The sequence below is a fragment of the Mesorhizobium sp. BR1-1-13 genome, assembly GCF_020165515.1.
GTDB lineage: Bacteria > Pseudomonadota > Alphaproteobacteria > Rhizobiales > Rhizobiaceae > Mesorhizobium.
Genome location: NZ_JAIUIH010000005.1, coordinates 245574 through 271738, shown reverse-complemented (window position 1 = coordinate 271738; position 26165 = coordinate 245574). Strand labels below are relative to the sequence as shown.

27 protein-coding genes are annotated in these 26165 nt (G+C 61.3%); 17 read left to right on the top strand and 10 right to left on the bottom strand.

Going from position 1 to position 26165, the window contains the following annotated elements; translation table 11 throughout:
* Positions 1–60 precede the first annotated feature (60 nt).
* Positions 61–585, top strand: a complete 525-nt coding sequence (locus LB533_RS14840) for a hypothetical protein (protein ID WP_224677527.1) — start codon at positions 61–63, stop codon at positions 583–585.
* A gap of 141 nt (positions 586–726) precedes the next feature.
* On the opposite strand, the gene msrA is transcribed toward LB533_RS14840, so the two are convergent.
* The gene (gene msrA / locus LB533_RS14835; protein WP_224677526.1) at positions 727–1266 is read right to left on the bottom strand and encodes a peptide-methionine (S)-S-oxide reductase MsrA; all 540 of its coding nucleotides are present in this window, start codon (positions 1264–1266) and stop codon (positions 727–729) included.
* 368 nt (positions 1267–1634) lie between these two features.
* Here msrA and LB533_RS14830 point away from each other — a divergent pair, with 368 nt between their 5' ends.
* The 8 genes from LB533_RS14830 to LB533_RS14795 all read left to right on the top strand — a co-directional run bounded on the left by LB533_RS14830 (position 1635) and on the right by LB533_RS14795 (position 9667).
* Entirely contained in the window at positions 1635–1913 is a 279-nt protein-coding gene (locus tag LB533_RS14830; protein WP_224677525.1) for a hypothetical protein, read from the top strand.
* Positions 1914–2189: 276 nt separating this feature from the next.
* On the top strand, positions 2190–3884 hold the full coding sequence (locus LB533_RS14825; RefSeq protein WP_224677524.1) for a thiamine pyrophosphate-binding protein: 1695 nt from the start codon (positions 2190–2192) through the stop codon (positions 3882–3884).
* Between the two features lie 89 nt (positions 3885–3973).
* The gene (locus tag LB533_RS14820) at positions 3974–4480 is read left to right on the top strand and encodes a Dps family protein (RefSeq protein WP_224671865.1); all 507 of its coding nucleotides are present in this window, start codon (positions 3974–3976) and stop codon (positions 4478–4480) included.
* Between the two features lie 418 nt (positions 4481–4898).
* A complete protein-coding gene (gene gorA, locus LB533_RS14815) occupies positions 4899–6374 on the top strand; it encodes a glutathione-disulfide reductase (RefSeq protein WP_224677523.1) in 1476 nt (491 codons plus the stop codon).
* 224 nt (positions 6375–6598) lie between these two features.
* Positions 6599–7306, top strand: coding sequence for a glutathione S-transferase family protein (locus LB533_RS14810; RefSeq protein ID WP_224677522.1), 708 nt, complete (start codon positions 6599–6601; stop codon positions 7304–7306).
* A 307-nt stretch (positions 7307–7613) separates the two neighbouring features.
* Positions 7614–8186 (top strand): hypothetical protein, encoded by a 573-nt coding sequence (locus LB533_RS14805; RefSeq protein WP_224677521.1) that lies wholly within the window; start codon positions 7614–7616, stop codon positions 8184–8186.
* A 75-nt stretch (positions 8187–8261) separates the two neighbouring features.
* Complete coding sequence (locus LB533_RS14800; protein ID WP_224677520.1) at positions 8262–8705, top strand: hypothetical protein; 444 nt, start codon at positions 8262–8264, stop codon at positions 8703–8705.
* A gap of 560 nt (positions 8706–9265) precedes the next feature.
* A complete protein-coding gene (locus tag LB533_RS14795; RefSeq protein ID WP_224677519.1) occupies positions 9266–9667 on the top strand; it encodes a hypothetical protein in 402 nt (133 codons plus the stop codon).
* Between the two features lie 395 nt (positions 9668–10062).
* Here LB533_RS14795 and LB533_RS14790 read toward each other — a convergent pair whose 3' ends face one another.
* Positions 10063–10584, bottom strand: a complete 522-nt coding sequence (locus LB533_RS14790) for an EF-hand domain-containing protein (protein WP_224677518.1) — start codon at positions 10582–10584, stop codon at positions 10063–10065.
* An 878-nt stretch (positions 10585–11462) separates the two neighbouring features.
* Between LB533_RS14790 and LB533_RS14785 the strand changes: the two genes are divergently transcribed.
* Positions 11463–11690 (top strand): hypothetical protein, encoded by a 228-nt coding sequence (locus LB533_RS14785; RefSeq protein ID WP_224677517.1) that lies wholly within the window; start codon positions 11463–11465, stop codon positions 11688–11690.
* Between the two features lie 528 nt (positions 11691–12218).
* Here LB533_RS14785 and LB533_RS14780 read toward each other — a convergent pair.
* The 4 genes from LB533_RS14780 to LB533_RS14765 form a co-directional block, all read right to left on the bottom strand.
* Complete coding sequence (locus LB533_RS14780) at positions 12219–12428, bottom strand: hypothetical protein (RefSeq protein ID WP_140640747.1); 210 nt, start codon at positions 12426–12428, stop codon at positions 12219–12221.
* Positions 12429–12575: 147 nt separating this feature from the next.
* The gene (locus LB533_RS14775) at positions 12576–12755 is read right to left on the bottom strand and encodes a hypothetical protein (protein ID WP_224677516.1); all 180 of its coding nucleotides are present in this window, start codon (positions 12753–12755) and stop codon (positions 12576–12578) included.
* An 852-nt stretch (positions 12756–13607) separates the two neighbouring features.
* A complete protein-coding gene (locus LB533_RS14770) occupies positions 13608–13829 on the bottom strand; it encodes a hypothetical protein (protein WP_140551847.1) in 222 nt (73 codons plus the stop codon).
* A gap of 103 nt (positions 13830–13932) precedes the next feature.
* Positions 13933–14187: a hypothetical protein gene (locus LB533_RS14765; protein WP_224677515.1), complete on the bottom strand. Its 255-nt coding sequence runs from the start codon at positions 14185–14187 to the stop codon at positions 13933–13935.
* Positions 14188–14239: 52 nt separating this feature from the next.
* Here LB533_RS14765 and LB533_RS14760 point away from each other — a divergent pair, with 52 nt between their 5' ends.
* Positions 14240–14392, top strand: coding sequence for a hypothetical protein (locus LB533_RS14760; protein WP_224677514.1), 153 nt, complete (start codon positions 14240–14242; stop codon positions 14390–14392).
* A gap of 381 nt (positions 14393–14773) precedes the next feature.
* Here the strand turns inward: LB533_RS14760 and LB533_RS14755 are convergent, their stop codons facing one another.
* Positions 14774–15034 (bottom strand): DUF982 domain-containing protein, encoded by a 261-nt coding sequence (locus LB533_RS14755; RefSeq protein ID WP_224677513.1) that lies wholly within the window; start codon positions 15032–15034, stop codon positions 14774–14776.
* A gap of 616 nt (positions 15035–15650) precedes the next feature.
* On the opposite strand from LB533_RS14755, the gene repA reads away from it, so the two are divergent.
* The 3 genes from repA (at position 15651) to repC (ending at position 19405) form a co-directional block, all read left to right on the top strand.
* On the top strand, positions 15651–16853 hold the full coding sequence (repA, locus tag LB533_RS14750; protein WP_224677512.1) for a plasmid partitioning protein RepA: 1203 nt from the start codon (positions 15651–15653) through the stop codon (positions 16851–16853).
* Between the two features lie 80 nt (positions 16854–16933).
* The gene (gene repB / locus LB533_RS14745; protein WP_224677511.1) at positions 16934–17902 is read left to right on the top strand and encodes a plasmid partitioning protein RepB; all 969 of its coding nucleotides are present in this window, start codon (positions 16934–16936) and stop codon (positions 17900–17902) included.
* A 156-nt stretch (positions 17903–18058) separates the two neighbouring features.
* Entirely contained in the window at positions 18059–19405 is a 1347-nt protein-coding gene (gene repC, locus LB533_RS14740; RefSeq protein ID WP_224677510.1) for a plasmid replication protein RepC, read from the top strand.
* A gap of 182 nt (positions 19406–19587) precedes the next feature.
* On the opposite strand, the gene LB533_RS14735 is transcribed toward repC, so the two are convergent.
* Complete coding sequence (locus LB533_RS14735; protein ID WP_181172543.1) at positions 19588–20679, bottom strand: site-specific integrase; 1092 nt, start codon at positions 20677–20679, stop codon at positions 19588–19590.
* Between the two features lie 306 nt (positions 20680–20985).
* On the opposite strand from LB533_RS14735, the gene LB533_RS14730 reads away from it, so the two are divergent.
* From LB533_RS14730 to scpB, 3 genes are all read left to right on the top strand, one after another.
* Positions 20986–21936, top strand: a complete 951-nt coding sequence (locus LB533_RS14730) for a GSU2403 family nucleotidyltransferase fold protein (protein ID WP_224677509.1) — start codon at positions 20986–20988, stop codon at positions 21934–21936.
* Between the two features lie 245 nt (positions 21937–22181).
* The gene (locus LB533_RS14725; protein WP_224677651.1) at positions 22182–23138 is read left to right on the top strand and encodes a DUF1403 family protein; all 957 of its coding nucleotides are present in this window, start codon (positions 22182–22184) and stop codon (positions 23136–23138) included.
* Between the two features lie 2 nt (positions 23139–23140).
* Complete coding sequence (gene scpB, locus LB533_RS14720) at positions 23141–23833, top strand: SMC-Scp complex subunit ScpB (RefSeq protein WP_224677508.1); 693 nt, start codon at positions 23141–23143, stop codon at positions 23831–23833.
* 122 nt (positions 23834–23955) lie between these two features.
* Here scpB and LB533_RS14715 read toward each other — a convergent pair whose 3' ends face one another.
* Positions 23956–25215 carry a hypothetical protein gene (locus tag LB533_RS14715; protein WP_224677507.1) on the bottom strand — a complete coding sequence of 420 codons (1260 nt, stop codon included), beginning with the start codon at positions 25213–25215 and terminating at the stop codon, positions 23956–23958.
* A gap of 40 nt (positions 25216–25255) precedes the next feature.
* A complete protein-coding gene (locus tag LB533_RS14710; protein ID WP_224677506.1) occupies positions 25256–26134 on the bottom strand; it encodes a GNAT family N-acetyltransferase in 879 nt (292 codons plus the stop codon).
* Positions 26135–26165 lie beyond the last annotated feature (31 nt).

Genomic DNA, 26165 nt, shown 5'->3' with positions numbered 1-26165 from the left:
CCGTGTGCGCCACGGGCCGAGGCCTTCAAGACAGGAAAGCAAGTTTAGAGGATACCGATAGTGAGCGAGTTGCGAGAGGTCATTGGCGCGCTGCAAAGCGAAGTTGAATTCGAGGCTGCTGTAAGCGAGTTGGGAGCCGCGGGGATCGACCGCGCTCGTATAAGCTTTCTGGCGCAGGAGGAGATAGCGGCGTCCTGTGCGGGCGCCGTCGGCTGCGACATCAGGCAGCTGCCTCGCATCGAGATCGGCTTGAGCGACGATCGGCAGCAGGTTCGCACGCTTGCGACCTCGCTCGCGGCCACTGTCGCGTCGCTCGCCGGCGCCGGTGCCGTCTTGGCAGCGACGAGCGGAGCAGCCGCTCCGGCTCTGCTGGCGGGGTTGGCTTCCGGAGGTGGTGTGGGCGGGCTGGCAGCCTTATTGGGCCAGCGACACGAAGCCCACGTGCATGAGTGGGCCGAGAGCCAGATCCTCAACGGCGGCATTGTGTTGATCGTCCACCCCGTCGATGCAGAGCAGTTCGAGGCTGCCACCGCTATTATGCGCCGGCACTGCGGGGCCGACGTTTTCCCGCCGCCATCAGCCTAGCAACGAGCCTCGCCCTGACTCAGCATCGGCGCTAGACGGGTTCTGCGTTTGATGAAGACGCCGCTCTAACTCTTTGTTTTCATGCAATTCAGGACGGAAAACCGCTACGCACTTTTTCCTGCAATTGCTCGAGCGGGCGGGTCAGTTCTCCGGCCCCTTGGTGGTTGGCAACTTCGGGGATGCATGAGCCGACGGCAGTCGCCAGCTCGACCGGATGAAATGACAGCTGTGGTCGCCCGGGTGCCGTTGCAGGTAGTCCTGGTGCTCGGGCTCGGCCAGCCAGAACCGCTCCTCGGGGTTGATTTCGGTGACCACGGGACCGGGCCACAAGCCAGAAGCTTCGATTTCGGCGACCGTTTCAAGCGCCGTCTCTTTCTGATCTTGGTCCGTGTAGAAGATCGCGGAGCGGTAGCTCGGTCCGAAGTCGCTCCCCTGCTGCTCGTAAGTCGTCGGGTCGTGGATCTGGAAAAAGTATTCCAGGACAGTCCGGTAGCTTACGACCCCGGGATCGAAGACGATCGCGATTGCCTCGGCGTGGCCCTGGTGGTTGCCGTAGCTCGGATTGGGAACGTCGCCGCCGGTATAGCCGACCCGCGTCGACACGACGCCTCTTAGGCGATCGAACATGTCCTGCATGCCCCAGAAGCATCCGCCCGCCAGCACCGCCCGCTCCATAGCCATCTTCGCTGTCCTCCAACCGACCGGGGCCGCGGCACGAGAGTAGCGCTCGCCGGCGAAGCCGGATCATAGAAAGAGGGCATCCAATCGATAACCGCTCGCGTCCTTCACGCACCCAGGCGGCCTGAAGGCTGGCAGCCGGTATCCGACTGTCGTGATCTTTGATTTCGGACATCATTTTCTTGGCCGAAGTGGAGAAATTCGTCGCCTACAATTCCAGACTGGCATGAAATCCATACGACGTTTTCATTGGCTTGGATTGGCAACTTCGGGCGAACTCTGAGCGCGCCAGAAACAACGCAATTTTCGATTCCTGGGGCAAATACACAATCGCAGCTGAGAATTCTCGCAAGCTAGAAGGAATCCTATTCATGAACCTGAGACCCATCCTGTTTGGAGCATTGGCTCTCTCGACACTCGGTGGCGGGGCTTTCGCAGGCGCTCTCGACTCGCCAGCGATGATGGAGCCGTTCTTCACTGATGCATCGATGAAAACGATGAAACCGAAGATCGAATTCGAGGCCGCTTGGAAAAGCATGTCGAAGAGCGACCAGGACTCGATGATGAAAGAGTGCCAGGATGAAGCGATGAGCAAACCTTATGCGGAATTTTGCGCGAACCTAAAGCCGCTGGGTGGCGCAAACCACTAGGGCCGACGCTCTTGATTAGCGACGGGCCTCGCGCCCGTCGTCCACAACTTGGTTCCGGACTCCATCGAAAAGCGATGCTGCCTTCGGGTTGGCCACTCAGGTCCGGAACACACCGGGGCATGTTATTCATAACGCAGGGTTATCACCGCGCGGCTAAGTCCTGCTGTACAACGAGCCGCTTAGTGCAAAAGCGCAAGGCTTTGGCAGTGACGCCGCGGCATTGGCCCGGACCCGGCGGTCATTTCGACGAAAGCAGGCCAACCACGGAAGTAATCCATGTCGCGTACTGTCGCAGAGGCCCTTGTCGACGTCCTCGACGAGGTCGGCATAAAGCAGGTCTTTGGCCTGATCGGAGACTCGCTGAACCCTTTGGGCGATGCCGTGCGCCAGAGCAAGATAGAATGGATCGGCGTACGGCACGAAGAGGGCGCCGCGCTTGCCGCGGCCGGCCAAGCGAAGCTGACCGGCCGGCTCGCCGTGTGCGCCGGAACGACGGGGCCAGGCAGCACGCATCTCGTCGCGGGCCTCTACGAGGCTGCGCGCGACCACGCTCCCGTCCTGGCATTGTCGGGGGAGATGCCGCGACGCCTGAAGGGCATCGACTACCACCAGTCGACGGAGCCGGACCTGCTCTTCCGAGACGTATCGCTCTACACTCAAACGATCACCGCGCCGGCGCAGGCGCCCAGCGTGATCCATCAGGCGATTTCGTCTGCATACGCAGGGCCCGGGGTCGCGCACCTGACCCTCCCCCAAGACGTCCTGTCCAGCAAGGTCGAGCACGCTGTCTCGAGTGTGGCGACGCTCGGCCCGCGCGCCGAGATCGCGCCGGCCGAGCCCGGAATTGACGCGGTCGCGCGCCGCATCGACGCGGCAGGCTCGGTCGCCATCCTCTGCGGGGCGGGGTGCCGGGGCTCGGCCGACCTGCTCCGAGACCTCTCGGACCGCCTGAAGGCGCCGCTCGTCCACACGGTCCGCGGCAAAGAGATCATCGCCTACGATGATCCGCGCTGGATGGGCGGCCTTGGCATGATCGGCAGCAAGCCGGCCTACGCTGCGGTCCAGGACTGCGAGCTCCTGCTCATGGTCGGCACGGACTACCCCTATTCAAACTTCCTGCCCGCGCACGGGAACGTCATCCAGATCGACGAGCGGGCTGCGGCGATCGGTCGGCGCGCGCCGACCGCACTCGGCGTAGTGGGCTCGGTACGGCCGACACTCTCCACCCTCCTGCGCAGAGTGCGACAGAAGACCGGAAGCGCCTTCTTCGACAAGGTCGCGCGCGGTCGCCGCGCTTGGGACGAGCTCCTCGACAAGCAGAGCGACTTGATGCGCAGCCGCGACAGGATCCATCCGCAAGCGGTTGCCCGCATGGTCAGCGACCTTGCGAAGGACGACGCCGTGTTCGTCTTCGATACCGGCCTCAACACGCTGTGGTCGGGCAACTGGATTAGACAGAGCGGCAAGCAGCGCATTGTCGGCTCGTTCAACAACGCCGCCGTCGGCACGGCCTTAGGGCAAGCCAACGGCATTCAGGCGCTCGACAGGTCCCGACAGGTGATCGTCCTCACCGGAGATGGCGGCTTCAACATGCTGATGAGCGAATTCCTCACGGCGGTACACCACCACCTGCCCGTCAAAATCGTGGTCTTCGACAATGCGGCCTTCGGGCTCATAACGCTCGAGGCACAGAGCGTGGCGATACTCCCGTTCCGCAAGGCAATCGAATTCACCAACCCCGATTACGCAGCGCTAGGGCGTGCCTGCGGCGCGCAGGGTTTCACGGTGCGCGATCCGGCGCTGCTCGAGGCGACCTTGATCGAGGCGTTTGCGTGCCCAGGTCCTGCGATCGTCGCGTGCGGCGTCGCGACTGACGAGATGCCGAACCTCCCCCATGTCGAGCTCGAGCAGGTCGGCGGCTACGCCGTAGCGAAAATCAAGGAAGCGATCGCCGCTTTCACCGGCGGTTGACGGCTGCGGGCAATCCGTCGCTCACCGAACTCGGCCTGTAGGCCGGCGACCAATCAGTACGCAACGCGCTAAGTGAAAGGACTGCTGACATGACGACGAACGTTGAAGAGTTGCCGAACGGGGAGCAAGACCTACCAATCGAGCGAAACTCGCTTGCAACGCTCTCCGGGAAGATAAACCAGGTCTTGGCCGACGCTCTGTCGCTCTACCTGAAGACCAAGAACTTTCATTGGCACGTGAGCGGCCCCCACTTCCGGGACTACCATCTCATGCTGGACGAGCAGGCGAGCGGCATTCTCGATGTGATCGACCCGCTCGCCGAGCGTGTGCGCGCGGCCGGCAGAACGACGATCCGCTCGCTTGGCCAGGCGGCGCGGCTGCGGACCATCGCGGATAACGAGGCCGAGGACGTCGCGCCGGGCGCGATGCTCGCCGAGCTCATGGAGGACAACAAGGCGCTGGCCGCCTCGATGCGGGAGGCACACAAGCTCTGCGACGACCTGGAGGACGTTGCCACCGCAAGCCTCCTGGAAGGCTACATAGACGCGGCCGAGAAGAGAGCGTGGTTCCTGCGCGAGGCCGCACGGCCGCGCTGACCGTTGCCGAAAGTCCAAAACCGGACGCCGCAAGTCCGAAGTGGCGGCGCGTGCGCTAGGAACCCTGACCGTTCGAATCCAGAGTGAGAGCAGATCTAGTGCATGTCGCCCGAAAGTGACCTCGGTTTTGGGAGGACGACACCCATAAAAACAAAGACCTAAAGCGGGTCGCTTGAATCCGTTCAAACGCGACGCGCTTTAGAGCAATTCCAGGAAAAGTGCATAGCGGTTTTCTCCCGGAATTGCGTAAAAACAAAGAGTTGGAGGGGATCGGCGACTGAAACGCTGAACCGTTCTAGGCGCACGCCTGTCCTGTGTGTGCGCGGAGAATGCGATCTGCCACACATTTCGACCTCCCGCACAGAATGGATTGGATGCTGATTTGAGGGACACGGATTTATTGCAGGGACTCCCACGCGTGTCGACATCGGCGGCCAGGCGTTCGGGGCATTCCCGTGAAGCGGCGTTCGATGTCGACCTGTTCGTGATCGGTGGCGGGTCAGGAGGCATCCGCGCTGCGCGCGTCGCTTCGCGATACGGCGCCAAAGTGATGCTCGCCGAGGAGTATCGGCTCGGAGGAACATGCGTTATCCGCGGCTGCGTGCCGAAAAAGCTGTTCGTCTACGCGAGCCGTTTCAGCGACACCTTCGATGAGGCCGCGGAATTCGGCTGGCGCCTGTCACTCCCGCATTTCGACTGGCCCTCGTTGGTCGCCGCGAAGGACCGCGAGATCGCACGGCTGGAACGGCTGTACGGCACCGGTCAAGAGAGTGCGGGCGTCGAGGTCGTGAGGTCGCGCGCCGTGCTCGAGGACGCACACACGGTGCGCCTTGTCGAAGACGGCCGCCGCGTACGCGCGCGCACGATCCTGATTGCGACAGGCGCACGGCCCGAACTACCTCACTTCGACGGCATCGAGCTCGGCATCACCTCGGATGCCGTCTTCGACTTGAAGACATTTCCGAGGAAGCTTGTGATCGGCGGCGCGGGATACATCGCGATGGAGTTCGCCGGCCTGTTTGCGGCGTTGGGAAGCGATGTCACCGTCGTCTGCCGCGGAAGCAATGTCCTTCGCGGCTTTGATGAGGACGTGCGCCAGGCCGTCGCCGCGTCCTACACGAATCGTGGCATCAAGCTCATGCTGTGCGACAGTATCCGCCGCCTTGAGCGGCGGAACGAGCACGCCGGCGGTGGCGACCGTGCAGGAAGAATCGACGTTACGACCGAACAGGGCGGGAGGCTGGTGGCTGACCAGGTGATGCTAGCCTTCGGTCGCACGCCGAACACGGCTTCGCTCGGACTCGACCGCGCTGGGGTCAAAACTGGGGCAAACGGCTCAATCGTTGTCGACGCGAGCTCCCGCACGAATATTCCGAGCATCTACGCCGTGGGTGACGTGTCGAACCGGTTCAACCTGACGCCCGTCGCGATCCGCGAAGGCCAGGCGTTCGCCGACAGCGTGTTCGGCGGGAAAGCTTGGCAGGTCGACTACTCCAACGTGCCAACCGCCGTCTTCTCCAGCCCGGAGATCGGCACCGTCGGCCTGACCGAACTTGAAGCGAGGGCGCAGTACCCTGCTGTCGACGTCTACAAGGTCCGCTTCCGGCCGCTGAAGGCCGTCGTGACGGGCGACTGCGAGGCCTCGCTTGTGAAGGTCATTGTGGATTGCGAGACGGACCGGATACTCGGAATCCATCTTTTTGCAGAGGAGGCCGGCGAGATGATCCAGGTGCTGGCGATTGCCGTGGGCAGCGGAGCCACCATGAAAGACTTCATGTCTGTCATGGCCGTGCACCCGACGGTGGGCGAGGAGATCGTCGCAATGCAGGCGCCGACGGTGCGTTACGACCGAGGCGAGGCTTCGACCTTGCTCATCCCCAGCGCCGCCGTTTGACACCACCGGCTCGCGCCGGAATAGGCCCGCCTGGAACGTTGCGGGTCGTCGCGCCGTTCGCTTTATGCTGCGGGCCTCAAACGGCCGGGAATGAAATCGATAACGCCGCGCCACTTCCGCGGCGGCGAAACCGCTGGCAGTGTCACGCAGGTCGCATGATTCAGCGGCTCCTACGCGGCGCGTTGCCCTTGCGTGCAGCCGATCTGAAATCCTGAAGGTGAGCGATGATCCGCTTCTATTTCCACCCGACGCCCAATCCCGCCAAGGTCGCCCTGTTCTTGGAGGAGTCTGGCCTACCTTTTGAACTGGTGCCGGTCGACACGAGCAAGGGCGAGCAACACCAGCCCTCGTTTCGCGCAGTCAATCCCAACGGCAAGGTGCCTGCTATCGTCGACACCGAAGGCCCCGGCGGTAAGGAGGCGCGGGTTTTCGACTCCAGCGCCATTCTGCTGTACCTCGCCGAGAAAATAGGCCGATTCCTCGGAGAACCGGCCGATCGGGGCGAACTCTTGTCGTGGCTTTTCTTCCTCGGAACGGGCCTCGGGCCTTTCTCGGGACAGGCCGTGCATTTCCAGTTTGCCGCGCCCGAGGGTCTCGACTATGCCGTCAACAGATATCGCCGCGAAGCGGAGCGCCACTATCGCGTCCTCGACGACCACCTGGCTGGCCGCGACTACATCGTCGGCTCCGTCTACACGATCGTCGATATGTCCGGTTGGGGTTGGATCGATCGCACTTCCCGCGTGATGAAGGGCGCGGCCGACCCCCTCGCCGCCTTCCCCAACATCAAGCGTTGGTTCGCCGGGATCGAAGCACGCCCTGCGGTTGCGAGGGCGCGCGCAGTCGGAAATGACCACGAATTCAAGACGGTGAGCGACGAGGAAACGAAGCGTGCGCTCTTCCCGTCTAACTATCCCGTCACCGGCGGCTAACGCATGTCGCCCAAAAGTGCCTTCGGTTTTGGAGGACATGCGTAAAACAAGGACCTTGAGCGCGTCGCATGAGCCCCATTTCGATGCGACGCCTTCCAGGGTACGCCTGGGTCTCGTCGCGTTCGCGGTTGCGGGAATGGAAACGATAACCGCGCGGCATTTCCCAATACGTTAGACGAAACATGGCGTTTCGCCTGGCGTATCCAGTGGGATCGTCGGTCGCACGGCGTCGCGTCCCCAGGTTTACCGTCGTGTTTACCAATGCAACTATCGCGGCGCGAGCGCAGCGAAATCCGGGAGAGTGCACATGAACCTCGACGCTGGCGATATGGTCGAGGCGGTTTCAGATTTCCTGAAACATGGCTACGACCACGAGTACCGAATAAGGGATGGCGCCCTTTACGACCTGACTGCCGATCGGCCTGTGGCCGCCGGCGACGTGCACGTGGATGCCGCGTTGAGGTTCGAGAGCGCGCCCGATGCGGGCGACGGTTCGAACGTCTATGCGATTGCCGAAAGAAAGGCCCGCAGCAAGGGCCTGTTGATCGACGCCTTCGACGCCTTGGACAGAGACTGCTCGCGCGAACTTTACGAACGGCTGAATACGAACCGTCGCGCACTGCACGACACTGGCGGCGAAATAGGGAGCCGATACGGGCTGCGGAAGGTCTTCAAGGAGGAATTCGAAGCGGATCCGGAACGCTTCGTGCTGCGTATCGCGTTTCCCGATTTTCCCCCCTGCCCGTACGGACAGTCGTTCTCGATGCTCGGGTTCGACACTGCGGAACAAGCCTATGTTTGGCTGGTCACCAGTATCTTGCGAGACGCGAGGCTGGAGAGAGTGCCGTACCAGGGGGCCGACGTGCCTGACAACGAATGAGCGCCCGGTGCACCCGGGTCGCTTGTGATGCACCACCATGCGAGGCCCCGCGGCGCTTCTTACAAAGGACGTGAGATGAACAAGCAGATCATGAAGCAAACAATGCTGTCGCTCGAGGCGCGCGACCTCGAGGACGCGAGAGAGAAATACCTGGAATATGTCGGAAGTGCCCGGCTCGATAGAAGCGAGCCGATCGAGGACGATGAGCAAGCGCAGGCAGAGCTCGCGAGCGACCTGTCCGAAGCTTTTGACGACACCGTTCACTCTCACGCCGATAAGATCGAGAAGCTCTCGGCGATGGACTTCGGGCCGAAGAGCAAGATCGAGGAAGGCGCAGTGGTGAAGCTCGGCGGACGGTTTTTCGTTATTGCCGTGTCGACAGGCAAGTTTGTCTGCGATGGCAACGAGATCATGGGCATATCCAGCCAAGCCCCAATCTACGCTGAGTTGCGGGGCAAGCGTGCCGGTGACGCGATCTCGTTCAACGGAAGGGAGCTTGTAATCGAGGAGGTCGCCTAACAGCTGCGACACCGAAGGTCGAAAAGCAGCGCCCCGATATAACGCGCGGTCACCCTCCCGAATCTGCGGTGTCTCGGAAGCGGATGGCGAATGGCACGGCCCGGGCGATCTTCCCAATCTTTCCCTGACGTCGACAGCCACACACTGAAGCACAGTCGTGTCGTGCGGTTGAAGTTCATTTCGCCCTTGGACTGGCGGTTGACGCTTACGTACCTTTGCCGCGCCATCGCAGAGGCGCGGAGCGATGTCGTCTTCGATTACAACCAGCGTACAAGCGCGCAGGAGACCTGGTTGCGGTACTTCAAAGCCTGAGCAGCTCCGCATCGACACAACGCTGACCCGCTTCCCATCGCGCCGGGCGAGTGGAATGGAAACCATAACGACCAGGCATTTCTAATGGTTGGCGTGCCGGGATAACCTGTCTGTGCATCTAACCGGGCTGACCCGTGACGGTTGTGCAGAGTGCTTATCAGCATAGGCGACGTGATCGTCCTCTTGGGTAAATGCACTCTCCGCTTCGCAAGGACCCGCTCAAGCAACCAAGCACGTAGGAGTTACCGATGTCGTTCCGCTTCATCACCAAGTCTATCCACGCCTACCTTATCGACTATCCCGTCGCGATCCTACTGATTGCAGCACCGTTCGTGCTGAAGCTCGGCCAGAGCGGAGCGGTCGCAATATGGCTTTCGGTTGTTGTCGGTGTCGCAGCGCTGCTGTTGGCCGCCCTCACCGACCATCCCACCGGTCTCATCCGCATCATCCCCTACTGGCTGCACCTATGGGTCGATCGCGTCGTCGGGGTCGTGTTTATCATCGCACCGATTGCCTTCAAATTCGTTGGGCTCGACGCTTGGTACTACTGGGTCCTCGCTGCTGCTGTCCTGCTAACGACCTCAGTCTTCAATGCGCCTCAGGAGCCAGCCGCGACGCGTTCGGCTTTGGGCACGCGTACAGCGGGTTGAGGGCGGCGACTGTCGCAGCGCTATTCTCCTCCGCTATGAAGCCATATGCAGCGGCTATTGGAAAACTTCGCACCTAACTGCGATTGATGGTAATCGCTCGCAGTTTTATCGAGTGACGCGCAGCGCAACCGGGAGGGAAATTACTCAAATGCGTGAGGCATGACGATTTCCCAGGGCGGCGGGGGCCCGATGTGGAACACATGCATTAACGCCTCCACCTCATGCGCGCGTGTCTGATCAAGTCCTGCGCGCAGCAAGCCTGTTCGAAGACTTGCCTAGGTGTACTTCACCATCAGCTTACGACGTTCAGTCGAGGAAGACACGTCGGGACGGCCTCGAAGGGGCACCGCTCGCAAACTGGGCACTTAGGGACCCCCTCACAACCGACAGAGGCTTTAGTTTTGGTCCTGATCTCGCGCTCCCTGGAAAAAGGACCGGAGTTCCTGCATGTCGACCTCATCGTCGCCATTCTCGTCAATGGCGTTGAAAATTCGCGCGATAAAATCCTGGACTTCCGTGCGCGAAAGCGCACCGTCGCCATCGGTGTCAACAATCGCAAACATGATGCGCATCCTTGCGCCGTGCATCATACCGGCTCTGCGGCCTTCCTTCATCCGCCGCTTTTCATGTGGACCCATCTCGTCATGTGGACCCATCTCGTCGTTTCGATAGTCGCGGTCCTCGTCGCGTCGTAAATTCTCATGATCTAGATCCTTCACCATTTTCTCTTGGAGCATTTCCCCCATCATCTGGCGCATCATTTCACGCATGGCGTCTTGATTCTGTCCGCTCGCCCCGGGGGGGTGATCCTGCGCTGGTGCCGGGCGCGCCGGAGCATTCGTCGATTGAGCGAAAGCAGATGAGGTCAGCAGGGCTAAAGCCGCGGCGAATGCTGTGGTTCTGCCAAGTCGTGTCATTGGGTTCTCCTTTGGAGGTGGCTAGGCCGATTACCTCGGCACGGGAACCAAACCAGCAGCGTACTTGATAGTTCCTCCCGCATAGCGCATGACCGGCGTATGCGCGGAGCTCCGGCTCAGCGGTGGCGCGGGAGAGATGCGGGCGACAATCTTCCGGTCGGAGCGCCTCCTCACGACCAACATTACGTCCGGAGCGCTGGTGAGCTGGGGCTGCGGAGCACGTGAAGCACTTGGTGTGACTTTGTTCAAAGCCCACTTACACGCTGCCGGCGCACCGGCACCATGAGTCCAGGCGAACGCGGGCGGAGCGGTCAGAAAGTCGCTGGCATTCAGCCAGCCACTCGGGTGAAGCGAAGCGCTTCTCCTGAGCGAGCGGGAGGCTCTCGCCGGTCGGCATGACTGCGACGTTCGGGTCGGTGGAATGCAAGTGGGCGTTGCTGAAAGACCACTGTTGGGTTCTGTCTCGTGAACTTGCGCATTCACGTGGTTGCCGACTGCGATGAATGCTGATCCTGTGGCTTTGCGGCGGACCTGAGGTTCGTCACGGCCGACGCGGATGCTGACGCATCCAAGCGCTGCGTCGGCCGGCGGCCCGCGGAACACGCCCTGTCTTTAAATCGAGACCTGTGCTGGCGCAGATCTGCTTCGCCCTTCAGGAACTTGAGGCCAGGCGTCAGCTATTCAAGTTGTTTTCCTTCACCTTTCGAATGTGTGCCCGGCTCTTGAAGTGGACGCGATTCCGCGCAGCGCTGGCGACGGCAGATCCAGGGCGGGTATATCATTGTTAAATGACGAAGCCGGCGCAGGGTGCGATGGAAGGTCGTCGGCGGCTCCCTCGAGCTGCTGAATGAAGGCATTGGCCTGCAGAGGACTACAGGATGCAGATGCATCATCCATCAGACATCGCCATTTACCCAAACGATCTCGCAATGCTGCAGCTGGTTCTTATCCGGTATTGCTCGGGGAGACAGTGCAGCCTGGACTCCGCCATGGCCCATGACGCAGCATGTGAGTTGATGGCACTGTTTCAGGCCGGCATCGAGGACGAAGCCGAACTCGAACGCATCCTTTCGCGCCACACTTTGCCGTTTCGGATGGCGGGTTAGGCCGCCTGCCCTGTAGTCAACCGCATCTGACGGCGTGCCGGGCCAGCAAGCGCGTTTTCCAGGCCGTCATCCTGTGGCAGCCAGTATGGAAGGATGGCTCTTTTCCGATATCCAAATCTGCTTCAGGGAGCTGGTCGATTGCTTTCTCCTTTCGGCCGTCGAGGGCCAGATCGTGACGCCGAGCCGCTGCGGCCTGGGTGAGCTTACCGTCATCGAGTCATGGCTGGGAAAGTTCAAGGCCACGTGCGGCTGCGCCCCACGATCGCGGTGTCGGATTTGGCCTGCGCCATTTCGAGAATGCCCGCCCTCCCCTTTCAACGAGACTCGATGTCAAGGGGCTGCGAGCTTCATGAACAGGACGCACACGGTGCTGCGAGATTGCCTTGGCGAACGGAGTGCTTCGAGCCCACGTCGACAGGTCCCCTGCCCGATCGTGATCTCGGTGCCGGCCGCGAACGGTACAATGGCGCCGAGCCCAACCTCGTCAGGCGCTTGCTCCGATGAGCACCATAGCCGGACTCGTCTGACTTAACGTCCCAGCGGCAGTCTGGACGCCTCCACCAGTTCTTCCTCGTCTCTCAATCCGGCCATGTAGTTCGCCAGAATCCGGCTCGCCAGTGCTTCACGTTGCTGTGGGGACTGCCGCGCCACCTTCAGCCTGTCGAAGACGCGTCCCAGCAACGCGACTTCGGACGGGTCGAACACACCGGCACCTTCAGCTTTCTGATAGATCGGCATGCTGTCATTCCCTCAGCATTGCTAAGCCAGCTAATCAGATCTAAGGGAACCGCACAAGAAAAAGCCCGCCCGCCCCTCGCCACGGTGGCGGCGATCCCGGTCCGTCAGCCTTGGCCGCATGGGACCCTCGTGGCGACGGGTTTGAAGTCACTGCCCGGATTTGAGGAAGCGAGCCTCACGTACCAATGAGTTCCAGTCGCTGCCGATCAGGTCGATCAACCGGCGAGCGTCAGCTTCGGAAATAGCCGTTTCCTGCGCCAATCGCCGGACCAAAATCTCGAGCTCGGGCCTGGCTGCCGGCCTCTTCTCCCCATCGTCCTCGGCCATATGCGCGCCTCCTTTGAAGCCAAACGCCAAGAGAAGCCAGACGTTTCAACCTAGCCGACAGGAGAACAAAAAAAATCGCTGGCGTTTGTTGATCGATTCGGTCGGGCCATTTCCTGCCGAGGAGGACCACCCGGTTGCTCACGGGTTCAACAAGGTCGCATGAAGGCATCGTTCTGCCCTCGTCACCTTTATCGCTGGGCTCATCATTTCTGCATCACGGTTTGCTGTGGCTAGGATCGGGGCCCGTGGAAAGGTCAGCAATCACTGCGAGGCCAAGCGCAATTGATAGGCCGACGGCGCAAAGCCACTTCCACCGTAAGCTAAAGCTCGCAAGTTGGGCAAAAAAAGCCAAGATACCGGAGAAGTGTACACCTCTCCAGGCATCTCGATGAAGGAAAGCATCGAAGAGCTACATGCGCAAATCGGCGCGGCGATGACGGACGACAGTCTCCAGGATCTGCTGCTCGAAAAGGCCGAGGTGCGTGGCATGATGTTGTGCTCGACGTTTAGGACCTGCGCCCGACCGCAAGTCGCCGGCGGCGTGAGGCTCGGGGCCGGTCGTCAGCGTGCGCCGAGGATGAAGTCGGCACCGCGATTGGCGAGGGTTTGTCGCCGGTATGCGAAATCGAGCACTCAACGACTTGGCTGCGGCTGAACGGTGGACGCGTCAAACCGCACGGCCGGCAGGAGAATGTGTTCTTAGGTTGTTCACAATGGCTATATCAGCCGAGCTGGTAAACGCCGTTCGAACCTCCGGCCACGAAGGTCGCAGTGACGTCCACGACGTCGTGCCGTTTTCGGATCGCGGCGATTGCCATCAGTCGGCTCTTTTAGGCATGGACCAGCAGATCGTCACTGTTCGGCGGTATCGAGCAGCATCGCCATCTGTCGCGCGGCGGCGCTCTCCATGATCAACTGTTCAAGTTCGAGACGGTTCATACTGGTTTTGACCCGCCGTCGGATAGCCGATGACGCCAGGGACATCGATACCGCAGTTCCCCGTCCGTGGTCATCCAAATATCGGCCAATCTCAATAACCACATCGGCATCGACATTGTTGGGCAATTCTCGCATCGGCCACATCCCCGCGTGGCAATATTGAGCAAATAATTTGCTGACTGTCGAGCACAGCCCTCACCCCAATCCGGTGTGCCACTTTGCACAAGCTGGGTCGGAGCTAATTGCGGCCGAGCCGTTCGCATTCTTCACTTTGTCCGCCGATTTCCTGGCACAGGTCGATGCGCCCAAGGCGGTTGTTATCGTCGTCGATCGCCATGCGTCTGTTGTACGCGGCCACGATATCTTTCGATTGCGAAATCCTTCCGGCCCTGTGGCCGCTGGCATAGGCCATGCCGGCGATACAGCCGCAAAGTGCGATTGCGAGCGCAATTTTGATCTTCATTTGGCTCTTGCCTTGCGAATGGATTGTCACGAAATTGCGGGAACTGAAGAATCCACTCCATTCAAGCTGGGAGCATCCCACAATGGAAGGCACATTGACCGCGTTGTTGGCGAGTTTTCAGAAATACTGGGACGAATGGGCGCCAGCTTTGGGCGTCTCCATCGCAATTGCGGTCTGCCTGGTCTGGACCGTCTACCTGCCAATCGTCGGCCTGCGCCACCTTATGGGATGGTGAGGCGGCCAACGACAGGTTTCTATCCGGAGTGCGCGCTCTGGGAACTTGTCATCCATCTGCGCTCCGAGCGACTTCCATCAACGTGTCATCAGGGGCAATCCAAACCGCCTCGTTGCGTCGTCAATGGCGCGCCGCTGATCCGAACGGCGATCCGCGCAGGCTTCTGCCCGATTAGGTTATTATGGTCGGCATCCCGCACGATTGCGTTGAGCCGGTAGCCAGCTTTGCGGCGTCCAACGCGACGATTTCAAGGTCCGGTCGTTAGCGCGCCGCCCGAATGGGACAGAGGTGAACCTCCCCTCCCCTCTTTCTGCGGCTCGCCAAGTTTTGGCCAGCGCGCGACTTTATCGGTGGCCTTGATCTAGCTTTCCACAGTGAGTCTCAAGCCATGGCCTGATCGGCTTCGCCGAGAAAGACTTGGGCGTCCTTGGCAGCCGCGATGAACGCATCTCGTGCCATTCTCGGCGGCTTGCGACCGTTGATCACCTCGAGGCAAACCTCCATCGCCCTGAGGCGTTTGGACGATTGTGGCGCAGGCCATTCCCTCAGGAGCAGACCGGCCGCATCGGCGACGGTGATCACCACCCGATCCCGATCAATGCGCCCGAGCTGAATTACCACTGGCTTGTGGAAGCGCTTCATCCCCAACCTTCCGGTCCCCCCGCCGCGTTGCGAGGCACAACAAGGCTGCCTGCAACGCTCGACGGTGCTTTTGGTTCCCTCAACACTGACGCCCCGCGAATGTGCGCTCCTCGGTGCCTGGCCGTCTGTGCGGAGTCCGGTAGCGACCGGAGCAGGTGAATCCAATCGACGGACGCAGGCAGCTTGCGCCAGCCGGTGCAACCGCAGTGTCTGGTCCTCCCCGCCCCTTGACGTTTGACGTCTCGTCAAGACGCGTTGGCCGATGCCTTCACGTACATCCCGTAAATCAACGAAGAGATCGCCAAGAATGGAGGAGCGCGATTGGTTCCGGAAATCCGGGCGGCGGCTTGCAACGTCGTCGACGGCGGGTCAGCCGTTCCGATCCGGATGAGATCGTCCTTTGTTGCCGGCGGAATTTACCGCAGTAAATTCTTGCACAAACCGCAACGGAAACAATTAGCTAGGCTTTCGGGCTTGCATTTTTGCTGGATGGCGTTCGCGGCGGCGTTAACCTGTTGTTAACCCAAAACTTCTTGCCGGGGCTGCCGAATCGGAGCTTAATGGCGGTTGGTGGGTCGTTTCCCGGCAAAAAGCGCCAATTCAGGTTTCCAGAAGTATGAACATCGCAATGCGGCTGCCCAGCTTCGAGTTTGACGACAAGATCCTCGAACATGGGGCGGAGATATCGCGCCGGCTCAATCAGCTTCGCATGGAGAAGTTCCCTCCCAACGCGGCGAAAACCCTGCGCACGTTCTCCATGGCTGAGGTCGCCCACTATCTCGGGGTCTCGCAGAACAATCTGAAACGGCTTCATCTCGAAGGCAAGGGCCCGATGCCTGACCAGGCGGTTTCGGGCCGACGCAGCTATACGGCCGGGCAGATGCTGGAGCTTCGTCATTTTCTCGACCAGCACGGCAGAACCGAAGTCAAGAAATATGTCCCCCATCGCAAGCCGGGAGACAAGCTGCAGGTCATCGCAGTCGTCAATTTCAAAGGTGGTAGCGGCAAGACCACGACCGCGGCCCACCTCGCCCAGCATCTTGCACTTACCGGCCACCGCGTCCTTGCCATCGATCTTGATCCGCAAGCCTCTTTGTCGGCGCTGCATGGCTTCCAGCCGGAGCTCGATCGGAATCTCTCGCTCTATGAAGCAATCCGCTATGATGAGGAGCGCAGGTCGATAGCCGACGTCATCGTGCCCACGAATTTTCCTGGCCTGGACATTGTCCCGGCCAATCTTGAGCTTCAGGAATATGAGTACGACACGCCCTTGGCCATGCAGGACAAAACATCCAATGCCGGACGCCAGTTCTTCCTGCGCATCGCCAAGGCTCTGAGCGAGGTGGACGACCGTTACGACGTCGTCGTCGTCGACTGTCCGCCGCAGCTTGGCTACCTCACCTTGACCGCCATGTCGGCTGCGACATCCGTGCTGATCACCGTGCACCCCCAGATGCTCGATCTCATGTCCATGAGCCAGTTCTTGCTCATGCTCGGCGGGATCTTGAAAACCATCAAAGGGGCGGGAGCGCAGATACAGCTCGACTGGTTCCGCTACTTGATCACGCGTTATGAACCCACCGACATTCCCCAAGCGCAGATGGTCGGCTTCATGCAGTCGATGCTGGCCGGCCAGATCCTTGAGCATCCGATGCTCAAGTCGACAGCCATATCGGATGCTGGACTGACCAAACAGACGCTCTACGAGGTGGAGAAATCGGCCTTCACCCGCACCACCTACGATCGGGCGATGGAGTCGCTCGATGGCGTCAACTCCGAGATCGCGTCCCTGATCCATCATGCGTGGGGCAGAAGCTGATGTCGATGATTTTTACTGCAGTAAAAACGGGCGGTTTTGTCCACAAAATCAGGCTCCTAGCCGATTTCGGGAACGGTTGAATGGCACGTAAAGACATATTCGGCAGTGTGATGGGCTCCTCCGCCACCGTCGAGCAAGCCAGGGACGTGTCGGGCTACGCGGTTCGCGGCGCATCGCGTTCCATCATGCAATCGTTCGAGGAGCTGTCGAAAAGCTCGGTCGTGGATCTGGATCCTGAGCTGGTCGACAATTCGTTCGTGGCGGACCGCATCGGGGACGATGAGCAAGAATTCGCCGACCTGGTGCGTGCCATCCGCGAACGCGGGCAAGATTCTCCAATCCTGGTCAGGCCGCATCCCTCGTTCCCTGGGCGCTACCAAACGGTTTTCGGGCATCGAAGGGTCAGGGTCGCCCGTGAGCTGGGCAGGCCTGTGCGCGCCGTTGTCAAGCAAATGGGCGACGAGGAGCACGTTGTCGCCCAAGGACAGGAAAACGCCGCCAGAGCTAACCTGTCGTTCATCGAACGGACGCTTTTCGGTGAGCGCATGCTCGAGAAGGGATATTCCCCCGATATCGTCAAGTCGGCATTGGCGCTCGACGATACGACGTTCTCCAAGATGCGTTCTGTGTCCAGCAACATCGCCGAACCCATCATCCTGGCGGTCGGCGCGGCCAAGGGGATTGGCCGTGATCGGTGGTGGCAGCTGGCCAAGCTTATGGAGCATCCAGCCAATGCCGCCAAAGCCCGTGACCATATCCAATCGGGCGAGTTTCTCCAGGCCAGCAGCGATGCCCGTTTCAATCAGCTTTTCGAGGTGCTGGCCGCAAACGGCAAGGCCGCAAGATCGACGCCGCCGCGAGCACAGGCGAGCGCCTGGGCGCCAAAAGACAATTCCGTAAAGGCAAAGATCACCGATGACGGCAAGGTATTCACGCTCGCCCTGAAGTCCAGGGAGGCTTCGGCCTTCGGAACCTTCATCGCCGGCAGGCTCGAGGCGCTCTTCGAGGCGTTCCGAGAGGCACAATCTGGGAAGACAACAGGAGACTAAACCGCAAAAGAAAAAGGCCCCCGAACGTCACCGTCACGGAAGCCCTTCTCAAGTCTGTCGCAAGCTGAGAATCGCAAATCCGCGAATCACTGTCAAGTGTCATGGGCGTCGTTTTGGCGAGCAGATTTCTTTTGCCTGATTAGAGGCAGAGGGAAAATGGTAACGCATATTTCGACGACGCCGTTTGGGCGGCGGCCGATGACACTTGGCCTGATCGCCAGCCAAGCGGCTGCAAAAGCAATAGATCGAAATACCACGGTGCCCAAATGGCAGGTGTTTCGAGACATCAGAGAGGCCAGGTCCGCCATAGGCGCGACCGATCGCGCCTTGGCGATCCTCAATGCGCTGTTGTCATTTCACCGTGACGACGACCTTTCAGGGGAGGGCGGACTGGTCGTATTCCCCTCCAACGAGCAACTTATCCATCGCGCCAACGGCATGTCGCCGGCGACGCTCAGGCGACACTTGTCGGTCCTGGTGACTTGCGGCCTGGTGATCAGGCGCGACAGTCCGAACGGAAAACGCTTCGCCCGCAAGGGAGAGGGCGGCCAGATCGAACAGGCCTACGGCTTCGACCTGTCGCCGATCGTGGCGCGCGCGCAGGAGTTCAAGCAATTGGCTGGCGCCGTCCAGGCCGAGCGGAAAGCCTACAGGCTGGTCAAGGAGCGTCTTACCATCTGCCGGCGAGACATCGTCAAGATGATCGAAGCCGGGCTCAACGAGGACGTCCCGGCCGATTGGCGGCGGTTCCAAAGGCAATTTGAAACGATTGTCGGGCGATTGCCGCGGACGGCGTCGCGCCAGGTGCTGGAGTCGGTCGCCGATGAGCTGGAAGACCTGTGGGCTCAGGTGCATCAGCTGTTGGAAACATTCGTAAAATCACAAGATTCGAACGCCAATGAGTCCCATTCTGAGCGCCACATACAGAATTCAAATCCAGATTTTATTTCTAACGATGAAACTGAAACCAGCTTTAGAAACAAGAACGAAGCGAGCGGCAGCGGCGCGCCACACCACAATGTGCGCAGCCTGCCCAAGCGGGACATGCCCTTGGCGATGGTGCTGGATGCCTGCCCGGAACTTCTGACCATGGCCCGCGGCGGCCAAATTCGGACCTGGCGCGACTTTGTGGCGGCGGCCGAGCTCGCCCGGCCCCATATGGGGATCAGCCCAAGTGCGTGGCAGGAAGCGGTCGGGGTGATGGGGCCGGAGAAGGCCGCCATCACCGTTGCCGCAATCCTGCAGCGGACCGACCAGATCAACAGTTTGGGCGGCTATCTCAGAAACCTGACGGAGCGTGCTCGTGGTGGCCAGTTTTCGGTGTGGCCGATGATCATGGCGCTGCTGCGGGCGAGGCTTGATGCACAGGCCGGTACCGGTCCCGCGAAATCGTCCTGGAGCGACGTCGGAGAAGGCAGTGAGTCGGTCGATGGGGGTTCCAATAGCGCCGAAATCAGTGAAGCTTTGCGGCTCAGTATGAAAAAGAAGGGCTGGGATCGATAATCGGTTGGACTTCGCTGCCGGTGTGGGAGGCGGTCAATACCGGGTTCGTCGAAGCGTGCACCAGCCAGTCTATTGGGATCGGCACCTGTTCGGATCCTAAGTCGGCAGGGGAGGGGAGCATCTTGCGTCGCTTAATCCCGAGCTGGTTCCCTAGGGGAGGGAAGCGCCTCTTTCGAGGTTGCCTAGAGGCCTGATGCTTTGGTTAGGTTGACTCGGAACCGATCGCGGCGGCGCTGGTACTTGCGGGTCATTTCTGCCGAAGCATGGCCGAGCTGCTTTTGCACATGGCGCTCGTCGACCTCTGCCGAGGAGGCGAGACCGGCGCGTAGCGAATGGCCGGCAAACAGCCTTGGTCGTTCGCCCTCCGGCAGATCACCCCGCACACCGGCCGCCAATGCCGTCCGCTTAACGACCCGGGCTACCTCCTGGTCGTTGAGCCGATCGGCGCCGACTGCCTTGCCCTGGCAGGTGACGCGCCGAAAGATAGGACCGTGTGCGATGCGCGCCAGCTTGAGCCAGGTCTCCAACGCCACCACCGGGCAGGTGGCATCGGACGAGCCGCGCCCGACTTCCACCTCGCGCCAGCCTGTTTTTCCCCGCAAGATCACCAGCATGCCTTTGTCGAGGACGTCCACCCAGCCGCGGCCGTCCCCGGTCTGGTCGCGGCCGACATCCAGGCCCACGATCTCGGAACGGCGGAGCCCGCCAGCGAAGCCGACAAGCAGCATTGCGCGATCGCGCAGGCCACGCAACGTGCCGCGGTCGAGCGTCTCCAGCATGGCAATAAGATCCTCCGGGAGAATGGCTTCCTTCTGTAGAGGCGGTTTTGCGTGGCTGTTGCGAATGCCGGCCAGCACCGTCGCGATATGCCGGTCTTTTCTGTCTAATGGCTGGCCGCGCTGGGCAAAATTCCACGTCAGCGAGGATAGCCGGCGCTCGATAGTCGCCACCGAGCTAGGCTTCTTGTCCCCGGTCGCCGTGCCGGAGGCTTGAGCCGTGATGTAGAGGCCGACCACCTGCGGATCAGGTGGAAACATTTCGACGCCTTGCCGGCGGCACCAGCTGGAAAAATGCTTCCAGTCGGACGCATAGGCGCGCCGCGTGTTGGCCGAACTCGCGGCTTCGACATAATCGCGCGCGCGAACGGCGAGGTGCTCGAGGTGGCCGGGTAAGCGCTGCCGGTCCACAAGATTTGACTCCGGTAGGGCAGGGGAGGGATCATTCCTGACGGCCGTCAACCGCGCATTTGCCCCGTCAGCGGTATCTTGTGCCATCGCGTGGACGATCTCCACGATATCAGGCAGGTCATCTTGTTCGGGCAATTGCGGATCCTCAACTACGATTCGCAACATATCATGTCAGTGACGGTTAGCTGGAACGTCATCCTCGACCGTCAAAATATGCCCTAAAATCAGAAAAATCAGATCGCTGGGGGTGATGATGTTCAACAGCTTTCATTTTTGTTGAACATGCGGTATGCTCAACAATAACCCATTTCGTTGAGCATCATGATAACACGCCATTCACCGCTCGCTCATTCGGCCTACCACGATCTGCTATCGTCCCTGCGCGACGAGGTCGTGGCCGAGATCCGCGGAACGCCGACGCGGATCGACCGCAACGGCCGCGTCTACTGGTACGACACCTACCGCGTCGGTTCGGACGTCAAGAAGACCTATATCGGGGAAGATAGCGAGGAACTTCGCCTTCGGATGCAACGCATCCAAGCGCTGCGCGACGACCGCGACGATCGCCGACGCAATCGCGCGCGGCGGGTCCGCCTGCTACGTGCGGAAGGGTTCCTTGGCGTCGATGCAGCAACCGGCAGCCTTCTGCATGCATTTGCTTCCGCCGGAGTTTTCCGCCTCGGCGGGACGGTCGTGGGAACTCAGGCCTTCCGCCTCTACGAGGGCGAGCTCGGCGTTCGCTTCACCCTTGACCAGACTGCTCAAACGAATGACGTCGATATCGCTAGCTTCGAGCGACTCTCGATCGCCCTGGAGGACAGTGTGTCGGCGCCGCTTGAACGGGTTCTCAAGGATTTCTCATTCGAACCGGCGCCGACGCTGGACCCCGGCAAGACCTGGCGCTGGAAGCAAACGCGCAACGAGACGCTCGTCGAATTCCTGACGCCGTCTTTTGCCGAGGAGGAGGGACTGCGTCCACTGCCGGCGCTTGGCGTCCATGCCCAATCCTTGCATCATCTCAACTATCTCCTGGCAGAGCCAATGCTGGCAGCCGTTACCTATCGCGACGGCGTGCTCGTGCAAATTCCGCGACCGGAACGCTTCGCAATCCATAAGGTCATCGTTGCCGATCGCCGCCGCGATGGGCCGGACAGCCTAAAATCCATTAAGGACCGCCTGCAGGCGGAATTCCTGGTCGATGTGCTCGCAACCGATAGGCCGGACGACCTGCGTGAGGCTCTCGAGGACGCTCTGGCGCGCGGCAAGCGCTGGCGGGACAGGATTGCGGCCACCTTGAAACGATCGCCATCGCTGCAGGCTGCCCTTGGCGACATGATGCGATAGCAGCCGCACCAGAAAATGTTTGGCGATGAACAAATGCGCGTTCTCAATGAACGCGGTTTCTCGTCGATCTGACGCCTAAACGAGCCCGTCTGCCGTGAAAAAAGGGGTCAGAGAGGCCATTTCTGAGCGGCTTTGCGAAACGAGCGATAATGCAAGATTATCATTCGTTTTGTGTAGCCGACAGGCTGTGCGTTTTGAAGCGAAAACCGTGGCATAAAGCGCACCGGCATTTTACCCTCCAAAGCATGATTCGCCTTGACCCCGAGACCGCAGCTGCTGCCTCGCCGCCGGCCGTCCCGGCGTGGGCGCTCGCCGGCGGCGGTGCGCTGCATGACGCCGACGCTGCCTTCCGGGCCGGCGCCGCCCTGGGTTCGCTGGACACGCTTGCCCGGGCACAGCCTGCCTGGGCCGGCGCCTGGCGCCAGCGGCTGGCGCTCAACTGCGCCGCCGCCAGCATGCGGCTCGCCGGCCGCGCCGAGGACGCGGCCGCCCTGCGCGATGCCTGGCAGCTTTGCCCGGCCGGCGCCGATCCCGGTCCCGCCGGCGCCATTTTTGGCGCCTGGCGCCAGCTGGCGCTGCAGCCACCGGCGGTCAGCGCCGATCGGCTGGCAAAAGTGGTCGAGATGCTCGGGCTCGCCTGGGACGACGAGGCGCTCGCCGACCTCTGCAACGAGATCGAGGAAGTGGCGGGCTCGCAGCGGCCGGCGCCGTTCGCCGCCGCGGCAATCGCTGCGCACGTCGTCGCCATACGCCCCGATGCCGAGCTTTTGGCCTGGTGGTTGGCCGATTTGGTGATGGCGCAAAGCCTGCGCTGGCCACGATCGCTACCCCTGTTGATCGTCCAGGCTTTTGGCCCGGCCTTCGGCACCGAGGGTGGCGGCGGCAAACGCATCCGACCGGGCGAAAAAGGTTTTGAGCGCGCGGTTTGCCTGGCGCTGGTGCAAGCGGCGGCGGAGGCCTGCCGGCTGGCGGCCGAGCTGTCGCGCCGTTCCGAAAAACTCCTGGCGGTGACGCCAAACCTGCGCGCCAAGGGCGCATGCGACGTGATTTTTTTGCTGCTCAATGAAGATGCCGTCCCCGGATCGGTGACGACCAAAAACCTGTCGCGCTTCGCGGCGCGGCGGCTGTTCGAGCGGCTGCAGCAGCTCGAGGCCGTGCGGGAGCTGACGGGCCGCCCGACCTTCCGGCTGTTTGGGCTGTAGCGATGAGCCAAGCCTCCGTCCGCCGCAAGCCGAACGAACAGCCGGCGCTGCTCGACACCGAGCTCGAGCACCTGCCGCCGGAACTGCGCTGGCGCGAGTGGATGAGCCGCGTCGAAGCGGTGATCTTTGCGGCAAATGAGCCTGTGCCGCGCGAGGTGCTGGCGCGGGTTGTGGGCAAAAACTGCAATCTCGACCTGGTCATCGACGACATCCGCGCCGAGCTCGCCGGCCGCCCCTATGAGCTGGTCGCGGTCGCCGGCGGCTGGCAGCACCGCACCAAAAAGGTTTTTGGCGACGTCATCCACGCCGCATTCGGCACGCCGGCGGGTGAGGGGGCAAAAGAGCTGACGCAGTCGGAGGCACTCGTCTTGATGTGCATTGCCTACTTCCAGCCGATCACGCGGGGCGAGCTGTCTTCCTTCTTCGGCAAGGAGGTGTCGCGTGATCTGATCGGCGTGCTGCGCGCGCAGGATCTGATCGCCTCGGGGCCGCGTAGCCCGCAGCCGGGCGCGCCCTACACCTATGTCACGACGAAGAACTTCCTGTCGCAGTTCGGGCTCGACACGCTGCGCCAGCTGCCGGATTTCGAGGCGCTCGAAGACGCAGGGCTGCTGTCGAAGGAGAAGCTTCTGGCCGGCGACATCATGACTGAGTTTTCATCTCATCATAGAAACGCCGACGTCGAGATCGAGTAGCCCTGTCCATTGCGGGTGTTCGCAGCTGCCTCAATAGGCTGACTGCTTAAGCACAAAAGGGCCAGGAGTTCTTGGCGCCGTCGTTGTCCGAAATTTGTAGCATATTTCGGGCAAGAAGCGGTTCATTCGAAACGCTCGTCTCGGCGGCGGTCGCGCTGTGTCTCCCACCGCTGTTCCTCGGCAACCGCTTCCATAAGGCCCTTCTTCGCTTGTTGAACAAAGTCGATCACGGCGGTATCACCGCCAAAATCCAACTCATCCAGCATACGCGCGTTCGTCTCGATGATCGCAGCGCGCGAGCCCGTCCACGTTCGTGGCCGAAACCGCCGTAGAAATTCGGCCAAGACCTGTACACGGTCAGGTGCCTTTTCCAGCACCAGCCGCGCCGCAGGGGTCCATTGCCGCGGCGTTTTTTCCTCCGGCCGGCGGAACAGCGTGATTGTCGCGGCGGCAACGGGATAGCGAATTGCTGCGTCGGCTTCGCACCATGCAAGGAGGACGTCATCTGGTACAGAATCCATCGGGTTGCCATGCATATGGCTCATGTCTTCAACAGCTCGCACGCCGGATTTGCGCATCGCCGCCAAAAAGCCCGCGTCGAGGGCGGCCGAGCGCCGCGCAGCGGCGGACTGCATCGCCGCGACCCGGGTCGCGAGAACGCCACGCAGCGACTCTAATTGCGCCTTTCGCTCGCGAAGCGCCTGGCCTTGCCGCGCGATGTTGTCCGCGCCAGTCTGGAGGCCTTCGATATCCCGGCGCAACGCACGCGCCTGATCCTCATAACCGATCTTCTCGGAATCTAGCGCCGAGGCGATCTGTCCCGTGGCGGCCTCGACGGCAGCAAGCTCCTGCAGCGCGGCTGCGATATATTGATGGGCCTTCGCGACGCGGGTCCGCGCATCGCCCAATGGATCGGCTCCGGCATTGACCGGCCACCCCTCGGCTCCGGCCATCGTCTGGACACGGGTGAGCGTAGCCCGCCAATTCGCCACCGCGGCTTCGAAGCGCTGCACCGCCGCCGAGGCAACGCCCTTTAACGAAATCGTGCCGGAAAGGATGTTGAGCTGCCCGGTCTTGGCCTGGGCGTCGGCAGACAAGGCCGCAAGCTGCTGCTCATGCGGCGCGAGCTGCGCCAACTGCTCCTCGATGCTGGGCAGCTGGGCAAGCTGGGCGTTGAGCTGTTCGATGTCCTTCCGTATCGCATCCGCTTCCGCGGTCATCGAGCGAACCGTGGCGATCGCATCTGATTCCGCTGCCGCGATCACGCGTTGATCGCCAAGAAGAAACCCGTCCAGCAACCGGAGGCGACCACCGGGCTGGAGCCCGACCGTCTCGATCTCGGTCTGCGACAGGATGATCGGCGGCAGGAATGGTCCGGACATCCGAGGAGTTGCTCGCTTGAGGCTGGAAAGTGGTTTGGATCTAATTCAACGCGTGGCCGGCCAATCCATAAACCCACGGGTTCTTGTCTTCCCGGTTCAGAAAGCGGCGGCCTTTGGACATTGTCGTCACAGTCTCGGCTACGCCAAGGCCGCTCCGCTGAAGGAACTCGGCAAACACGCCGTCTCTCTCGCGCGTATCGACGCGCGTGAACCGACCCTCCAGATTTTTCAGATGGACGGCTGTGAGATGCACCGCGTCCCAGGCGTTCTGGGCAACTATGGGGCCAATCACAAAGCCGCGCCCGAACTCGCGACGCATGGAATAGCCAACCACCTCGCCGCCGCGGCTCAGGGTCGCTATCGAGGCATCCTTTGCGAGCAACGCCAGCAGCCTCGCACGATTTGTCCCGACTGCGCGCTCGTCCAGCGCGGTGATCTCGGTGAGCCTGTCGCTGGGCAGCTCATTCAATTCTCCGCCCAGGGTCGGCAATGCCGGGAGTGTCTGCTGGACTTCTCCCTGGCGCATATAGACGATCGCTTCGCTGGTGAAGCCCAGCGAAACATACAGGGGATAGGCGGCATGGGTTGCATTCAGGGCGAGGTTGCGATTGCCGCACTGCTCAAGGATTTGGTCCATGAGCCATCGGCCGCCTCCCTGCGCCTGGGCTCGTGGGGTCGTTATCACGAGACCGACGGTGGCAAAGTTGTCTCCCTGCGGGAACCACATCGCGCTACCGAAAACCCGCCCAATACCATCAACAGCAACGATGCCGTGGCCGGCACGACGAAACAGTTCCCAGTCCTTGGGTCGATGCGGCCAGCGAACCGAGATCGACAGTGCGTGCAACAGCTCAACGTCCACATCCCTGATGTCGCCCGCGACCAGTTCAAAGGATTTCAGGCGCACCGATTTCTGCATCTCAGCTCTTCGCTCCGTCATCGTGCACCAG